Origin of the sequence: Brevundimonas sp. EAKA, assembly GCF_000698025.1 — a bacterium.
GTDB classification, from domain to species: Bacteria; Pseudomonadota; Alphaproteobacteria; order Caulobacterales; family Caulobacteraceae; genus Brevundimonas; species Brevundimonas mediterranea_A.
The window spans coordinates 1-13,734 of the sequence record NZ_JMQR01000021.1 but is presented as its reverse complement, the minus strand read 5'-3'; the positions used below and the strand labels follow the sequence as shown (position 1 = coordinate 13,734).

18 protein-coding genes and 1 pseudogene are annotated in these 13,734 nt (G+C 67.2%); 17 read left to right on the top strand and 2 right to left on the bottom strand.

Annotation, left to right across the window (positions count from 1 at the left end):
• Positions 1-11: 11 nt before the first annotated feature.
• The 16 genes and pseudogenes from rpsN to ER13_RS04825 all read left to right on the top strand — a co-directional run bounded on the left by rpsN (position 12) and on the right by ER13_RS04825 (position 10,417).
• Positions 12-317 carry a 30S ribosomal protein S14 gene (rpsN, locus tag ER13_RS04900; RefSeq protein ID WP_008259854.1) on the top strand — a complete coding sequence of 102 codons (306 nt, stop codon included), beginning with the start codon at positions 12-14 and terminating at the stop codon, positions 315-317.
• A gap of 15 nt (positions 318-332) precedes the next feature.
• Positions 333-731: a 30S ribosomal protein S8 gene (rpsH, locus tag ER13_RS04895; protein WP_008262310.1), complete on the top strand. Its 399-nt coding sequence runs from the start codon at positions 333-335 to the stop codon at positions 729-731.
• A gap of 1 nt (position 732) precedes the next feature.
• The gene (rplF, locus tag ER13_RS04890) at positions 733-1,266 is read left to right on the top strand and encodes a 50S ribosomal protein L6 (protein WP_035307166.1); all 534 of its coding nucleotides are present in this window, start codon (positions 733-735) and stop codon (positions 1,264-1,266) included.
• A gap of 3 nt (positions 1,267-1,269) precedes the next feature.
• Positions 1,270-1,626 carry a 50S ribosomal protein L18 gene (rplR, locus tag ER13_RS04885; protein ID WP_008259637.1) on the top strand — a complete coding sequence of 119 codons (357 nt, stop codon included), beginning with the start codon at positions 1,270-1,272 and terminating at the stop codon, positions 1,624-1,626.
• A gap of 12 nt (positions 1,627-1,638) precedes the next feature.
• Positions 1,639-2,247: a 30S ribosomal protein S5 gene (rpsE, locus tag ER13_RS04880; protein ID WP_008262674.1), complete on the top strand. Its 609-nt coding sequence runs from the start codon at positions 1,639-1,641 to the stop codon at positions 2,245-2,247.
• A gap of 2 nt (positions 2,248-2,249) precedes the next feature.
• Positions 2,250-2,438, top strand: a complete 189-nt coding sequence (gene rpmD, locus ER13_RS04875) for a 50S ribosomal protein L30 (RefSeq protein ID WP_008258716.1) — start codon at positions 2,250-2,252, stop codon at positions 2,436-2,438.
• Positions 2,439-2,698: 260 nt separating this feature from the next.
• Positions 2,699-3,145, top strand: a pseudogene (gene rplO, locus ER13_RS04870) (50S ribosomal protein L15); the annotation flags it as partial.
• 279 nt (positions 3,146-3,424) lie between these two features.
• Entirely contained in the window at positions 3,425-4,804 is a 1,380-nt protein-coding gene (gene secY, locus ER13_RS04865; RefSeq protein WP_008262163.1) for a preprotein translocase subunit SecY, read from the top strand.
• Positions 4,805-4,837: 33 nt separating this feature from the next.
• Entirely contained in the window at positions 4,838-5,398 is a 561-nt protein-coding gene (locus ER13_RS04860; RefSeq protein ID WP_008260031.1) for an adenylate kinase, read from the top strand.
• 30 nt (positions 5,399-5,428) lie between these two features.
• Positions 5,429-6,163: an energy transducer TonB gene (locus ER13_RS04855; RefSeq protein ID WP_035307161.1), complete on the top strand. Its 735-nt coding sequence runs from the start codon at positions 5,429-5,431 to the stop codon at positions 6,161-6,163.
• Positions 6,164-6,342: 179 nt separating this feature from the next.
• Positions 6,343-6,711, top strand: a complete 369-nt coding sequence (rpsM, locus tag ER13_RS04850; protein WP_026108555.1) for a 30S ribosomal protein S13 — start codon at positions 6,343-6,345, stop codon at positions 6,709-6,711.
• A 9-nt stretch (positions 6,712-6,720) separates the two neighbouring features.
• Positions 6,721-7,110 carry a 30S ribosomal protein S11 gene (rpsK, locus tag ER13_RS04845; RefSeq protein ID WP_008264180.1) on the top strand — a complete coding sequence of 130 codons (390 nt, stop codon included), beginning with the start codon at positions 6,721-6,723 and terminating at the stop codon, positions 7,108-7,110.
• Positions 7,111-7,201: 91 nt separating this feature from the next.
• Positions 7,202-8,221, top strand: a complete 1,020-nt coding sequence (locus ER13_RS04840; protein WP_008260430.1) for a DNA-directed RNA polymerase subunit alpha — start codon at positions 7,202-7,204, stop codon at positions 8,219-8,221.
• A 104-nt stretch (positions 8,222-8,325) separates the two neighbouring features.
• A complete protein-coding gene (gene rplQ / locus ER13_RS04835; RefSeq protein ID WP_035307159.1) occupies positions 8,326-8,745 on the top strand; it encodes a 50S ribosomal protein L17 in 420 nt (139 codons plus the stop codon).
• A 94-nt stretch (positions 8,746-8,839) separates the two neighbouring features.
• Complete coding sequence (locus tag ER13_RS04830) at positions 8,840-9,298, top strand: GNAT family N-acetyltransferase (RefSeq protein ID WP_035307157.1); 459 nt, start codon at positions 8,840-8,842, stop codon at positions 9,296-9,298.
• Positions 9,299-9,487: 189 nt separating this feature from the next.
• Positions 9,488-10,417, top strand: coding sequence for a LysR substrate-binding domain-containing protein (locus ER13_RS04825; RefSeq protein WP_035307155.1), 930 nt, complete (start codon positions 9,488-9,490; stop codon positions 10,415-10,417).
• Here ER13_RS04825 and ER13_RS04820 read toward each other — a convergent pair.
• Positions 10,377-11,234 carry an ABC transporter permease subunit gene (locus ER13_RS04820; protein WP_035307152.1) on the bottom strand — a complete coding sequence of 286 codons (858 nt, stop codon included), beginning with the start codon at positions 11,232-11,234 and terminating at the stop codon, positions 10,377-10,379. The two genes, ER13_RS04825 and ER13_RS04820, sit on opposite strands and share 41 nt — an antisense overlap.
• On the bottom strand, positions 11,224-12,150 hold the full coding sequence (locus ER13_RS04815) for an ABC transporter ATP-binding protein (RefSeq protein WP_035307151.1): 927 nt from the start codon (positions 12,148-12,150) through the stop codon (positions 11,224-11,226). The genes ER13_RS04820 and ER13_RS04815 overlap by 11 nt, the downstream gene beginning before the upstream one ends.
• 99 nt (positions 12,151-12,249) lie before the next feature.
• Here ER13_RS04815 and ER13_RS04810 point away from each other — a divergent pair, with 99 nt between their 5' ends.
• Positions 12,250-13,506, top strand: coding sequence for an ectonucleotide pyrophosphatase/phosphodiesterase (locus ER13_RS04810; RefSeq protein WP_052004883.1), 1,257 nt, complete (start codon positions 12,250-12,252; stop codon positions 13,504-13,506).
• Positions 13,507-13,734 lie beyond the last annotated feature (228 nt).

Sequence of the window (13,734 nt, the reverse complement as noted above, 5' to 3'; positions counted from 1 at the left end):
GGAAGAGAACAATGGCTAAGAAGAGCGCCGTAAACCGCAACGAAGCCGTCAAGGCCCTGGTTGCGAAGTATGCCGCGAAGCGGGCCGCCCTGAAGGCGACCGCCAACGACGAAAACCTGCCGCTTGAGGAGCGTTTCGACGCGCGCCTGAAGCTGGCTGAACTGCCGCGCAACTCCGCGCCGACCCGTATTCGCAACCGTTGCGAAGTGACCGGTCGTCCGCGTGCGTTCTATCGCAAGCTCAAGATGAGCCGGATTGCGCTGCGCGAACTCGGCAACCAGGGCCAGATCCCTGGCCTGACCAAGTCCAGCTGGTAAGGGGAGCGAACAGACATGATGATCAACGATCCCCTGAGCGACATGATCGCTCGCATCAAGAACGCGGCGACCCGCAAGCGTTCCAAGGTGCTGACCCCCGCTTCCCGTCTGCGTCAGCGCGTCCTCGACGTGCTGCAGGACGAAGGCTACATCCGCGGCTACAACCTGGTTCAGAACCCGGGTGAGTTTCCGCAGTTCGAGATCGAGCTGAAGTACTTCGACGGCCAGCCCGTCATCGCCGAGATCGCGCGCGTGTCCAAGCCGGGCCGCCGCGTCTATTCGGCGATCGGCGATCTGAAGCCCGTCAAGAACGGCCTCGGCATCTCGATCCTCTCGACTTCGAAGGGCGTCATGTCCGACGCTTCTGCCCGCGACGCCAACGTCGGCGGCGAAGTCCTCTGCAGGGTCTACTGATATGTCCCGTATTGGCAAGAAAACCATCGCTGTGCCGAAGGGCGTGACTGTCACGCTCGACGGTCAGACCGTCTCCGTGAAGGGCCCCAAGGGCGAGAGCTCCTGGACCGTCGCCGAGGAAATCGAAGTCACCCGGGAAGGCGACGAACTGTCGCTGGGCCTGCGGTCGGACACGCAACGCGGTCGCGCGATGTGGGGCCTGTCGCGCACGCTGGTCGACAACATGGTCGTCGGCGTCACCACCGGCTTCGAGAAGTCGCTTGAGCTGGTCGGCGTCGGTTACCGCGCCGCGATGAAGGGCAACGCCCTGTCGCTGCAGCTCGGCTTCTCGCACGAAGTCGACATCGATCCCCCGGCCGGCGTCAGCTTCGCTGTTCCGAAGCAAACCGAGATCAAGATCTTGGGTTCGGACAAGCAGGCCGTCGGTCAGATCGCCTCGGTCATCCGCAAGCTGCGTCCGCCGGAGCCCTACAAGGGCAAGGGCGTCCGTTACGCGGGCGAGAAGGTCCGTCGCAAGGAAGGCAAGAAGAAGTAAGTCATGGCTCTTTCTCTTCGACAACAAGCCAAGCGCCGCTCGGAGCGCACCCGTCGCCGCCTGAAGGCCGTCGCCAACGGCCGTCTGCGCCTGTCGGTGTACCGTTCGGACAAGAACATCTCGGCCCAGATCATCGACGACGCCCAGGGCGTGACCGTCGTTGCGGCCTCGTCGCTGGAAGGCGGCAAGGGCAAGCGCGGTTCGGACACGGCCGCAGCCGCAGCGATCGGCAAACTGATCGCCGAACGCGCCATCGAGAAGGGCGTCAAGGACGTCGTCTTCGACCGTGGCGAGTACATCTATCACGGCCGGGTCAAGGCGCTGGCGGAAGCCGCGCGCGAAGCCGGCCTGAACTTCTAAGGGACGCGAAGCATGGCGCATCAACCCCAGCGCGGCGGCGGCGGTAACGATCGCAACCGTCGTGACAATCGCAACGGTCCCGCTGTCGACGGTCCGGATTCGGACATCGTCGAGAAGCTGGTTCACATCAACCGCGTTGCGGCCACCGTCAAAGGCGGCCGTCGGTTCTCCTTCGCCGCCCTGATGGTCGTCGGCGACGGCAAGGGCCGCGTCGGTTTCGGTCACGGCAAGGCGCGTGAAGTGCCGGAAGCCATCCGCAAGGCGACCGAAGAAGCCAAGAAGACCATGATCCGCGTTCCGCTTCGCGAGAACCGCACCCTGCATCACGACGGCAACGGCCGTTGGGGCGCCGGCAAGATCATGATGCGCGCCGCCCCTCCCGGGACCGGCGTCATCGCGGGCGGTCCGATGCGCGCCGTGCTCGAAACCCTCGGCGTCCAGGACGTCGTGGGCAAGTCGACCGGCTCGTCGAACCCCTACAACATGATCCGCGCGACGTTCGAAGCGCTGAAGGTCCAGTCCTCGCCCCGTCAGGTCGCGTCCAAGCGCGGCAAGAAGGTCGCGGATCTGATGGGCCGTCGCAACGACGGCGCCTCGGCGCCCGAAGCTGTGGAGTCCTAATCATGGCCGAGCAAAAGACCGTCACCGTCAAGCAGACCGGTTCGCCGATCCGCCGCAAGAACGACCAGCGCGCCACCCTGGTGGGCCTGGGTCTGAACCGCCTGGGTCGCGAATCGACCCTCGTGGACACGCCTTCGGTTCGTGGAATGATCGCCAAGGTCGCCCACCTGACCGAGATCGTCGAAAAGTAAGACGAAAGACTCTCCCTCCCCCTCGGGGGAGGGCAGGTCGCGCAAGCGACCAGGTGGGGGCGGCTCGCAAGAGTCGCCTTTACTGCTGTTCGGGGAGCCGCTATAGCGCCCGACCTTGAGATATCCGGGACGGGCTCGCCGAGCCCTTCCCACCCGGTCGGCTCCGCCGACCGCCCTCCCCCGAGGGGGAGGGAGACGATAGACTTTGAACGCCGAGTCCGGACGATGTCCGGGCGCTAGCACCCGAAAGGATCAGGCATATGAAACTGAACGAAATCCGCGACAACGAAGGCGCGCACAAGAAGCGCATGCGTGTCGGCCGTGGCCCCGGTTCGGGCAAGGGCAAGACCTCGGGCCGCGGCGTCAAGGGTCAGAAGTCGCGTACCGGCGTCAGCCTGCTGGGCTTCGAAGGCGGCCAGATGCCGCTGTACATGCGTATGCCCAAGCGCGGCTTCAACAACCCGAACGCCCTGAAGCTGGCCGAAGTGAACCTGTGGCGCCTGCAAGACGCCATCGACGCCGGCAAGCTGGACGCCAAGTCGGAACTGAAGGGCGACGCCCTGGTCGCCGCCGGCGTGATCCGTCGCGTGAAGGACGGCGTGCGTCTGCTCGGCACCGGTGAAGTCAAGCAAGCCCTGAACCTGGTCGTCTGGTCGGCCACCGCCGGCGCCAAGAAGGCCATCGAAGCCGCTGGCGGCACCGTGCTGGAACAACGTATCGAAGCCGAAGCCAAGGCCGCTGCGCGCGTCGAGAAGCGCAACGCCGCCAAGGGCAAGGCTCCGGCTCCGAAGGCCCCGCGCGGCGACGAGAACAAGATCTCGGCCCGCACCAAGCGCGCCGCGGCCAAGGCTTAAAGCAAACGCGTCGTCGCGGCTGGACTAGGCCGTGGCCTGATTACACCTGCGACGACGAAACAACGGAAGCGGCCCTCGCATGAGGGCCGCTTTCCGCCTATCTGACGACTCAGTCAGTCGTGGGGACGCATAATGGCTTCGGCCGCAGAACAACTCGCCGCCAATATGAACATGGGCTCGTTCGCGAAAGCGACCGAGCTGCACAAGCGCCTGCTGTTCACGCTGGGCGCGCTGCTGGTTTATCGCATCGGGACTTACGTTCCGATCCCGGGCATCAATTCGCAGGCCTTCCTGCAGTTCTTCCAAGACCCTTCGGGTCAGCGCGGCATCCTGGACATGTTCAACATGTTCTCGGGCGGCGCGGTCGAGCGGATGGCCATCTTCGCGCTGAACGTCGCGCCCTATATCTCGGCGTCGATCATCGTGCAGCTGATGGGCACCGTGTATCCGCCCTGGGAAAAGCTGAAGAAGGAAGGCGGCGAGAGCGGCCGCAAGCAGCTGAACCAGTACACCCGTTATCTGACGGTGTTCCTGGCCCTGGCCCAGTCCCTCGGCATCGCCGCGGGCCTGAACGCCCAGCCCGGCCTGGTCGACAATCCGGGGATCTTCTTCCTGGTCTCGACCGTCGTGACCCTGACGGGCGGCACCATGTTCCTGATGTGGCTGGGTGAGCAGGTGACGGCGCGCGGCGTCGGCAACGGCATCTCGCTGATCATCTTCGCCGGCATCGTGGCGGTCCTGCCGTCCACCATCGCCCGCATGCTGGGCCTGGCCCAGCAGGGTCAGATGTCCGCCTTCGCCCTGTTGTTCATCGCCGTTCTGGCCGTGGCGACCGTGGTCTTCATCGTCTTCATGGAACGCGCCCAGCGCCGTCTGTTGATCCAGTATCCGAAGCGCCAGGAAGGCAACCGGATGGCCGGTGGCGAACGCTCGTTCCTGCCGCTGAAGGTCAACACCGCCGGGGTCATCCCGCCGATCTTCGCCTCGTCCCTGCTGATGCTGCCGACCACGGTGGCCAGCCTGACCGCCAATGCGGACCTGCCCGACTATCTGGGCTGGCTGCCGCTGGTCACGTCGCAGCTGACGCACGGCCAGCCGCTGTTCATGGCCCTGTACGCGGCCCTGATCATCTTCTTCTGCTTCTTCTACACCTCGATCACCTTCAACCCGGAGGACACGGCCGAGAACCTGCGCAAATATGGCGGCTTCCTGCCGGGCATCCGTCCGGGCAAGCGCACGGCAGAGTATCTGGACTATGTCCTGACCCGTCTGACGGTGATCGGCGCGGCCTATATCACCGCCGTCTGTCTGCTGCCCGAGTTCCTGGTCGCCCAGATGGGCAACAGCCTCTACTTCGGCGGAACGTCTATCTTGATTGTCGTGTCGGTCACGATGGACACTGTGGCCCAGATCCAGTCCCAACTGCTGGCGCACCAGTACGAGGGCCTGATCAAGAAGGCCAAGCTGCGCGGTCGCGGCGGTCGTGGCGCGCCCACTCCGGTGCGGCGCTGAGTTGACTACAAGAAGCCTGGGGAGGGCCTACGCGTGAACTTGATCCTGTTCGGACCGCCGGCGGCGGGCAAGGGGACACAGGCCAAGCGGCTGGTCGAAGAGCGGGGCATGGTCCAGCTCTCGACCGGCGACATGCTGCGGGCCGCCATCGCCTCGGGCTCGGAACTGGGGCTCAAGGTCAAGGACGTGCTGGCGCGCGGCGATCTGGTGACGGACGAGATCGTCATCGCCCTGATCGAGGATCGCCTGCCCGAGGCCGAGGCCGCCGGCGGCGCCATCTTCGACGGCTTCCCCCGCACCGTGGCCCAGGCCGAGGCCCTGGACGCCATGCTGGCCAAGCGCGGCGCCCAGATCGACGCCGTGGTGCGGCTGAAGGTCGATGATTCCGCCCTGCTGGAGCGGATCGCCAAACGCTATGCCGAACAGGGCCGTCCTGACGACAATCCCGACACCTTCGTGGTGCGTCTGGACGCCTACAACCGCAACACCGCCCCGCTGCTTCCCTATTATGAAGCCCAGGGCAAGCTGACCGAAGCGGACGGCATGGGCTCCATCGACTCCGTCGCCAAGGCGATCGACGAAGCTCTGGCGTGACCAAACCGGGCGTCGGGCGTTAGACGACCGATGCCTGACGCCAAGACCCCTCATGAAAGAAGGCGCGCCCGCAGACGCTGGCGCGCCTTCGTCGTTTTCGTCGGAGTGGCCGGCGCCGAGCTGGGCCTCGCCCTGCTGCTGGGCCAGGTGAAGGGCAGGGCGCCGGAGACCTTGGGGACGCAGCCCCGCCCGGTCGAAGTCCTGCTCTATGAGCCGCCGCCGCCGATCTCGCTTGAGCCGCCTGCGCCGGAGATCGGGGGAGGCGCCCCAGCCGCGCCGTCGCGCATCCACACGCCCCCGCCGCTGAAGCAGCCACGTCCTGTCGAACTGCCCGCCCCGCCCAAACAGGCGCCTGAGCCGGCCGCGGGCGTCGGCGTCGCGCCCGCGGCTTCGCCGGCGGCCGGTTTTGGCCAGGGGGGGCAGGGGAGCGGCAGCGGATCCGGGGTAGGATCGGGCTCAGGGCCGGGCGCCGGCTCCACCCGGGCGCGGGTGCTCCGCTCTCCGCCCGTGTCGGAAATCCGCGCCAACCACCCCCGGGCGGCGCGCAGCCGATACGGCAATGCGGCCCTGTCCTGTGTCGTTCGCCTGGACCAGCGGCTGGAAGACTGCCGGGTGATCAGCGAGACGCCGGCGGGTCTGGGCTTCGGCGAGGCGGCCCTGCGCCTGGTCGATCAGTTCCGCGTCCTGCCCCCGACAGAGGGCGGCCGTCCGGTGGAGGGCCAGAGGCTGGTGGTGGGAATCGACTTCGGCAATCGGCCGCGTTGACGTCCGCACGCACGCCGGGCATTCAAGTCGCAGCGGCCTTCGCTTGTCTTCGATCCACCCAGGCGTTGACGCGATGTGAATCATCTGTATAAGGGCGCCTTCCCGCGAAGGGCGCCACGCTCCTGGTTTGTTAACCGGAGCGTTTGTTGCGTCTGACTAACGCGTATCTGGAGAATTTCGTGGCCCGTATTGCTGGCGTCAACATCCCGACCAACAAGCGCGTTGAAATCGCGCTTCAGTACATCCATGGCATCGGCCCCGCCGCCGCCAAGGACATCACCGAGAAGGTCGGCATCGAGCCGGCTCGCCGGGTGAACCAGCTGACGGACGCCGAAGTCCTGTCGATCCGTGAAACGATCGACAAGGATCATACGGTCGAGGGCGACCTGCGCCGCGAGACGTCGATGAACATCAAGCGTCTGATGGACCTGGCCTGCTACCGCGGCCTGCGTCACCGCAAGGGCCTGCCGGTCCGTGGTCAGCGCACGCACACCAACGCCCGCACCCGCAAGGGTCCCGCCAAGCCGATCGCCGGCAAGAAGAAGTAAGACAGACACATGGCCAAGGAACCGGGTCGCGTAAAGAAGCGCGAGCGCAAGAACATCACCTCGGGCGTCGCCCACGTGAACGCCAGCTTCAACAACACCATGGTGACCATCACCGACGCGCAGGGAAATGCGATTTCCTGGTCGTCGGCCGGTCACATGGGCTTCAAGGGCTCGCGTAAGTCGACCCCGTATGCGGCTCAGATGGCCGCTGAAGACGCCGGCAAGAAGGCGCAGGAACACGGCGTGAAGACGCTGGAAGTGAACGTCTCGGGTCCGGGTTCTGGCCGTGAATCGGCCCTGCGCGCGCTGCAGTCGGTCGGTCTGACGATCACCACCATCCGCGACGTCACGCCGATGCCGCACAACGGTTGCCGTCCGCCCAAGCGTCGTCGCGTCTAAGCGACACCGCCTAAAGCACCCCCATCTCCGTCGGCTCCACCATGGCCTCGTCGACAAGGCCGGAGTCTACGAAACCCGTTCGAGGGACAAAATGATCGAAAGAAACTGGCAAGAGCTGATCCGTCCCGAGAAGCCGCAGATCGAGATCGGTTCCGACGCCCAGCGCAAGGCGCGCCTGGTGGCCGAACCTCTCGAACGTGGCTTCGGCGTGACGCTCGGCAACGCGCTCCGTCGCGTTCTGCTGTCCTCGCTGCAAGGCGCGGCCGTCACCGCCATCCAGATCGACGGCGTCGTTCATGAATTCTCGTCGCTGGAAGGCGTTCGGGAAGACGTGGTCGACATCGTCCTGAACATCAAGCAACTGGCGCTGCGCATGCACGCCGAAGGCCCCAAGCGCATGACCCTGCGCGCCACGGGTCCCGGCGCCGTGACGGCCGGCCAGATCGACGTGTCGGCGGACATCGAGGTCCTGAACCCCGATCACGTCATCTGCACCCTGGACGACGGCGCGTCGGTCCGCATGGAACTGACCGTCCAGAACGGCAAGGGCTACGTCGCCGCCGAGCTGAACCGTCCGGAAGATGCGCCGATCGGCCTGATCGCCGTCGACGCCCTGTATTCGCCGGTCAAGCGCGTCGCCTATCGCGTCGAGCCGACCCGTCAGGGCCAGTCGCTGGATTACGACAAGCTGCTGCTGGAAGTCGAAACCAATGGCGCGGTCACGCCGGTTGACGCCGTGGCCTACGCCGCGCGCATCCTGCAAGACCAACTGCAGATCTTCATCACCTTCGAAGAGCCCAAGAAGGCTGTCGAGCAGTCGGACGGCAAGCCCGACCTGCCCTTCAACCCGGCCCTGCTGAAGAAGGTGGACGAGCTGGAGCTGTCGGTCCGTTCGGCCAACTGCCTGAAGAACGACAACATCGTCTACATCGGCGACCTGATCCAGAAGACCGAGGGCGAAATGCTTCGCACCCCGAACTTCGGCCGTAAGTCGCTGAACGAGATCAAGGAAGTTCTCGCGACGATGGGCCTCAGCCTCGGCATGGACGTGCCGAACTGGCCGCCCGAAAACATCGAAGATCTGGCCAAGAAGTTCGACGACCAGATCTAAGTTCAACCCTCCGCCCGTCTCCCTCGGGAGAATGCCGGGGCGGTTAGAAGATTACGGTTCCAGGTCCCTGTTGGGATACCGGTTCCGGAGTAGGAGAGACCCAGATGCGCCACGGCGCCGCCCATCGTAAACTCGGTCGCACGACCAGCCACCGCACCGCCATGTTCGCGAACATGGCCGCCTCGCTGATCAAGCACGAGCAAATCACCACGACCCTGCCCAAGGCGAAGGAACTGCGTCCCTTCGTCGAGAAGCTGGTCACCCTGGCCAAGAAGGGCGATCTGCACGCCCGTCGTCAGGCCATCAGCCAGGTTCGCGACGTGCCGCAAGTCGGCAAGCTGTTCGAAACGCTCGGCCCGCGCTACAGCGAGCGTAACGGCGGCTATATCCGCATCATGAAGGCGGGCTTCCGCCACGGCGACAACGCCCCGATGGCCGTGATCGAGTTCGTCGATCGCGACGTCGAAGCCAAGGGCAAGGACTCCGGTCCGGTCCTGGCCTTCGAAGGCGACGACGAGGCCTGAGCCTTTCGTCTCTGACGAGACTGATGTTCGAAAGGGCGGCCGGAGCAATCCGGCCGCCCTTTTGCTTTGAGCGGACATGGGGCAAGAGGCGTGGATGTCCGTCGCCATCGTCGATTACCGCCCCGACCACGCCGCCGCCTGGGCCCGGCTGAACGAGGCCTGGCTGGCCGAGGGCGGCTTCGCCATCGAGGCCAAGGACCGGCGCTCCATAGACGATCCGCACGGCGTCTTCATCGTCGGCGGCGGGCGGATCTTCATCGCCGAACGGGACGGGGAGGCGGTCGGCTGCTGCGCCCTGATCCGCATCCCCGACGGCTTCGAAGTGTCGAAGATGACGGTGACGCCGCCCGCCCGCGGCCTGGGCCTGGCGCGGCGTCTGCTGGAGGCCTGTGAAGCGGCGGCCCGCGAGGCGGAGGCGACGCATCTGTACCTCGAGACCAACAGCGCCCTGAAGCCGGCCATCGCCCTGTATGAAAGTTTCGGCTTCATCCACCAGTCGCCCCGCCCGACCCCCTACGCCCGCGCCGACGTCTTCATGGAGAAGCGGTTCTAGCCGGTGAAGGCCTCGCCCAGGGCCAGGATCCATATGAGCAGAACGCACAGGCCGTAGACCAACTTGTCCAGGCGGGTGCGGCGGGGCGGGCGCGGCGGCGGGTCCAACTGAGGCATGGGCCGGGTTGGAGCCGATTTCCCTGGAGCCCGAAATCGATTAAGCGGGCAGGGGTCTGTGAGGGGAAGTCACATGAAGCCCGCCGCGCCGCCGCCGATGAACGCCCTGCGCACCTTTGAGGCCTTCGCCCGCCACGGCAGCATGACCCGCGCCGCCGCCGAGCTTTGCGTCACCCATGGCGCGGTCAGTCGCCAGATCGCGGCCTTGCAGGCCTCGCTGGGCGTGGTGCTGGTGTCGGGTCCGCGTCACGCCCTGGTCCTGACCGAGGCGGGATCGCAGTTGGCCGAGCGGCTGACCCCGGCTTTCGGCGCCATAGCCGACGCGGTCCAGGCGACCCGCCACGGCGCCGCGCGGGAGATCGAGATCTCCTGCCTGGGCACCTTCGCGCTGAAATGGCTGATCCCCCGCCTGCCGGGGTTTCTGGAGGCCCATCCCGAGGTGCGGGTGCGGTTGTCGGAATCCTACCAGCGGGTCGATTATCGGCGGGACCGGTTCGACGGCGCCATCCGCATCGTCGAGCCGGACGAGGTTCATCCGCGCGCCCAGGCGACACGTTTTCTGCCCCAGCATCAGGGACCGGTCGGGGCCCCTGAGGTGATGGCACGGCTGCCGACCCTGGCGGCCGTCGCCGGCGCCCCGCGTCTGCGTTCGGCCACCTTCCGTCGCGCCTGGCCGGCCTGGGCCGCCCTGGTGGGCCTGGACCTGCCCCCGGCCAGGGTGGAGCGCGAGTTCGCCCATAACCATTCGATGGTCGAGGCCGCCGTGTCGGGAATGGGCGTCGCCATCGCGCCCTGGGCCTTCGTGGCGCCGGACGTCGTGGCGGGGCGGCTGGCGGCCCCCTTCGGCTTCGTCGAACGTCCGTCCTGGTTCGCCTTCCTGCGCCCCGAGGGCCGCCGGGACGCCGCTGTGGACGCCTTCCGCGACTGGCTGGTGGTGGAAGGCGCGCGCAGCCCCCCGCCGCCTATTCCTTCGACAGATCCTGACGCTGGAACCAGGCGATAGAGGCCGCGACCGGCACGACGCACCACAGGGTCAGGCTGACGATCGCCTTCATGACCGCGCCTTCGGGCATGGGCATGGGGCCGGGAGAGACGGCGGCCTTCAGCGTGTCATAGGCCAGGCCGGGCAGAAGCAGCTGGGCGGCCCAGTCGGTCGGCGCCCAGCCGATCACGGGCATCAGCGGTCCTCCGAGGATGGACTGGGCGAAGCCCAGGGCCCAGGGCACGAACAGGGCCGCCAGCAGCGAGCGACTGACCACCGCCGCCAGCAGGGCGATCAGGCCGTACTGGACGATGCGGATGAGGGACAACAGCCACAGCAGCAGGAACCGGCCCAGGTCGAAATCGGTCAGGTCGAACGCCATCGGCCGCCCGGTCACCACCGCCTGGGAGATGAAGAAGACGAAGGCGGCCATCAGCATGGCCAGCATGGCGATCATGGCCAGGGCCTTCATCACCCCGATCTTGCCCAGGATCAGCCAGGGTCGACCGTTGCGGGCGCTGATCAGACGCCAGGTCTCCCAGCGATAATCGCCGGCGTAGACGGTCGCCGCCGCCAGCAGCATGAAGGCCAGCAGCACGCCGTTCGCGCCGTAGGTGGCCGTGAAGCCCAGGGCGTCCGCCAGATTGACCGGCTGATTTCCCATCTCGGCGGGCAGACTGGCCTTGGCCGCCAGGGTGTCGCCCTTGGTCTTGGTGATGATGTGGAAGGCCACGCCGCCGATGATGAACAGCAGCGGCGTCAGCAGGACGCTGCAGAAGACCGCCGTCCGGTTCCGCGAGACGCGATAGGCCTCGGATTTCAGCGCATCAACCAGCATGATCGGTCCCCTTCACAGGCGCGCCCTGCACCCCGGTCCAGCCGGTCTCGCTCATGAAGACGTCTTCCAGGTCGGCGCCGATCCAGCGGGCCTCCTCGATCTCGACCCCGGCCTCGACCAGGGCGCGGATCGTCGCCGCCGCCTCGGCGCGCGGCACGGCGGCGATCAGGGCGTCGCCGTCCAGCGTCGCCCGGTCGCCCAGCACGCCCAGGGCCCTGGCCAGGGGCGTGACCGACAGGCGCAGCCGCTCGCCCGAGGCGGTCAGGTCCGAGACCCGACCCTCGGTGATCACCTTGCCCTTGTTGAAGATGGCGACGCGGTCGCAGACGCGCTGGACCTCCTGCAACTGGTGGCTGGCCAGGATGACGGTCACGCCGTCGTCGTCGGCCAGGCTGCGGATCAGGGCCCGCATCTCCTGGATGCCGGGCGGATCCATGCCGCTGGTCGGTTCATCCAGGATGACCAGGTCGGGCCTGGTCATCAGGGCCGCCGCCACGCCCAGCCGCTGCAGCATGCCGACCGAGAAGCCGCGCACCCGCCGGTCCGCCGCCTCGGCCAGGCCGACCCGCTTCAGCCAGGCCTCGATCTCGGCGGTCGGCACGCCGCCGTGGGCGTAGCTCAGCCAGACCAGCACCTGGCGCGCCGTCATGAAGGGGGGAAAGCGCGGGGTTTCGATCATCGCGCCCATGCGCCGCGTCGCCGCCGGATCGCCGATCCGCCCGCCCATGACCGTGGCCTCGCCCGCGGTCGGGCGGATCAGGCCCAGCAGGGTGCGGAACAGGGTCGACTTGCCGGCGCCGTTCGGCCCCAGAATGCCATAGACCCCGCCGCGCGGGATCGACAGGGTCAGGCCGTCCAGGGCCTTCACCGTCCCATAGGTCTTGGTCAGGCCGCGGATTTCGATGACGGTTTCCATGAGGCGAGCTTGGCCCGCGAACACCGTTCCGACAAGCCGTCGCGCGGTTGTCGTCCATTAAGTTTAGGCAATGGTTCCATGTCGCTTCGGAGTTCGCCCATGTCCCGCTTCCTGGTTTCCGGCCTGGCGCTCGTCGCCGCACTGGCGGTTGCGTCCTGCGCCGGGGCGCCGGCCTCGACCGCGCCGGTCACGCAATCCCCGGTCGTTTCGGCCGTTGCGACTCAGGCCGACCGTCCGGACCCGGTGATTCTGATTTCCATCGACGGCTTCCGCCCCGACTATCTGGGCCGGGGGGCGACCCCGGTCATGGATGGCCTGGTCGCCGGCGGCGCCTTCGGGCCGATGCGTCCGTCCTTTCCCAGCGTGACCTTCCCCAACCACTATACGCTGGTGACGGGCCTGCACCCGGACCACCACGGGATCGTCGGCAACCGCTTCACCGACGCCGAACTGGGCGTCTTCACCATGGCCAGCAAGGAGAGCGGCTTCTGGGACCAGGCCGAGCCGATCTGGGTCTCGGCCGAAAAGGCGGGCGTCCGCACCGGGACCATGTTCTGGCCGGGCTCCGAGGTCGAGATCCACGGTGTCCGGCCCAGTCGTTGGGAGCCCTTCGACCAGTCGATGTCGGGCGACGCCCGGGTGGACCGGATCCTGTCCTGGCTGGACCTGCCCGCCGATCAGCGGCCGAGGTTCGAGACCCTCTATTTCGACATCGTCGACAGCGCCGGTCACCGTCATGGGCCGGATGCGGCCGAGACCCGCGCAGCCGTCACCTCGGTGGACGCCTCCATCGGTCGCTTGGTCGAGGGTCTGAAGGCGAGGGGACTCTATGACCGAACGCTTCTGGTCCTGGTGTCCGATCACGGCATGGCCGCCACCTCGCCCGACCGGGTGGTGTGGATCGACGACATCATCGATCCGGCGGCGCTCCAGATCGGTTATGGCGGCGCCGTCCTGACCGCCGACCCCGCGCCAGGCCGCGAGGCCGAGGTGCAGCAGAAGCTGGTCGGGCGTCATCCGCACATGGAATGCTGGAACAAGGCCGATGTCCCCGCCCGCCTGGTCTATGGCTCGAATCCGCGCGTGGCCCGGATCGTCTGCCTGGTCGAGACCGGCTGGCTGACCGCCACGCGCGACCGGCCCGTCACGCGGCCCGGCGGCGCCCACGGCTATGACAATCAGGCGCCCGAGATGCAGGCCCTGTTCATCGCCCACGGCCCCGGCGTCATCCCCGGCCGCCGCCTGACCGACCTCGACAGCGTCGATGTCCAGCCCTTCCTGGCCCGCGTGCTGGGCGTCACCGCGCCCCAGGGCGACGGCCGGGCCGAGGACACTCTGCCGGTCACCACGCAGTAGAACGCCGGCTCCGCGCCCCGGACCCTCTCCCGCTTGCGCGAGAGACCATCCCCGGCGTCCGCGCAGCGGACCAGGGTCGGAGAGGGAAGTCTTCTTCCAGAAGCCAGCAAGGGTCATCATCACTGCCGGAGTCGCCCCCTCCGTCACGGCGCTCTGCGCCGCGCCACCTCCCCCAAGGGGGGAGGATCTCCGTCACCCCATTCCTCCCCCCTTGGGGGAGGTGGATCG

Coding starts and splice junctions, on each gene's coding strand:
- rpsN (WP_008259854.1), top strand. CDS start 12: ATGGCTAAGAAGAGCGCCGTAAACCGCAACGAAGCCGTCAAGGCCCTG.
- rpsH (WP_008262310.1), top strand. CDS start 333: ATGATGATCAACGATCCCCTGAGCGACATGATCGCTCGCATCAAGAAC.
- rplF (WP_035307166.1), top strand. CDS start 733: ATGTCCCGTATTGGCAAGAAAACCATCGCTGTGCCGAAGGGCGTGACT.
- rplR (WP_008259637.1), top strand. CDS start 1,270: ATGGCTCTTTCTCTTCGACAACAAGCCAAGCGCCGCTCGGAGCGCACC.
- rpsE (WP_008262674.1), top strand. CDS start 1,639: ATGGCGCATCAACCCCAGCGCGGCGGCGGCGGTAACGATCGCAACCGT.
- rpmD (WP_008258716.1), top strand. CDS start 2,250: ATGGCCGAGCAAAAGACCGTCACCGTCAAGCAGACCGGTTCGCCGATC.
- secY (WP_008262163.1), top strand. CDS start 3,425: ATGGCTTCGGCCGCAGAACAACTCGCCGCCAATATGAACATGGGCTCG.
- ER13_RS04855 (WP_035307161.1), top strand. CDS start 5,429: ATGCCTGACGCCAAGACCCCTCATGAAAGAAGGCGCGCCCGCAGACGC.
- rpsK (WP_008264180.1), top strand. CDS start 6,721: ATGGCCAAGGAACCGGGTCGCGTAAAGAAGCGCGAGCGCAAGAACATC.
- ER13_RS04840 (WP_008260430.1), top strand. CDS start 7,202: ATGATCGAAAGAAACTGGCAAGAGCTGATCCGTCCCGAGAAGCCGCAG.
- rplQ (WP_035307159.1), top strand. CDS start 8,326: ATGCGCCACGGCGCCGCCCATCGTAAACTCGGTCGCACGACCAGCCAC.
- ER13_RS04830 (WP_035307157.1), top strand. CDS start 8,840: ATGTCCGTCGCCATCGTCGATTACCGCCCCGACCACGCCGCCGCCTGG.
- ER13_RS04825 (WP_035307155.1), top strand. CDS start 9,488: ATGAAGCCCGCCGCGCCGCCGCCGATGAACGCCCTGCGCACCTTTGAG.
- ER13_RS04820 (WP_035307152.1), bottom strand. CDS start 11,234: ATGCTGGTTGATGCGCTGAAATCCGAGGCCTATCGCGTCTCGCGGAAC.
- ER13_RS04815 (WP_035307151.1), bottom strand. CDS start 12,150: ATGGAAACCGTCATCGAAATCCGCGGCCTGACCAAGACCTATGGGACG.
- ER13_RS04810 (WP_052004883.1), top strand. CDS start 12,250: ATGTCCCGCTTCCTGGTTTCCGGCCTGGCGCTCGTCGCCGCACTGGCG.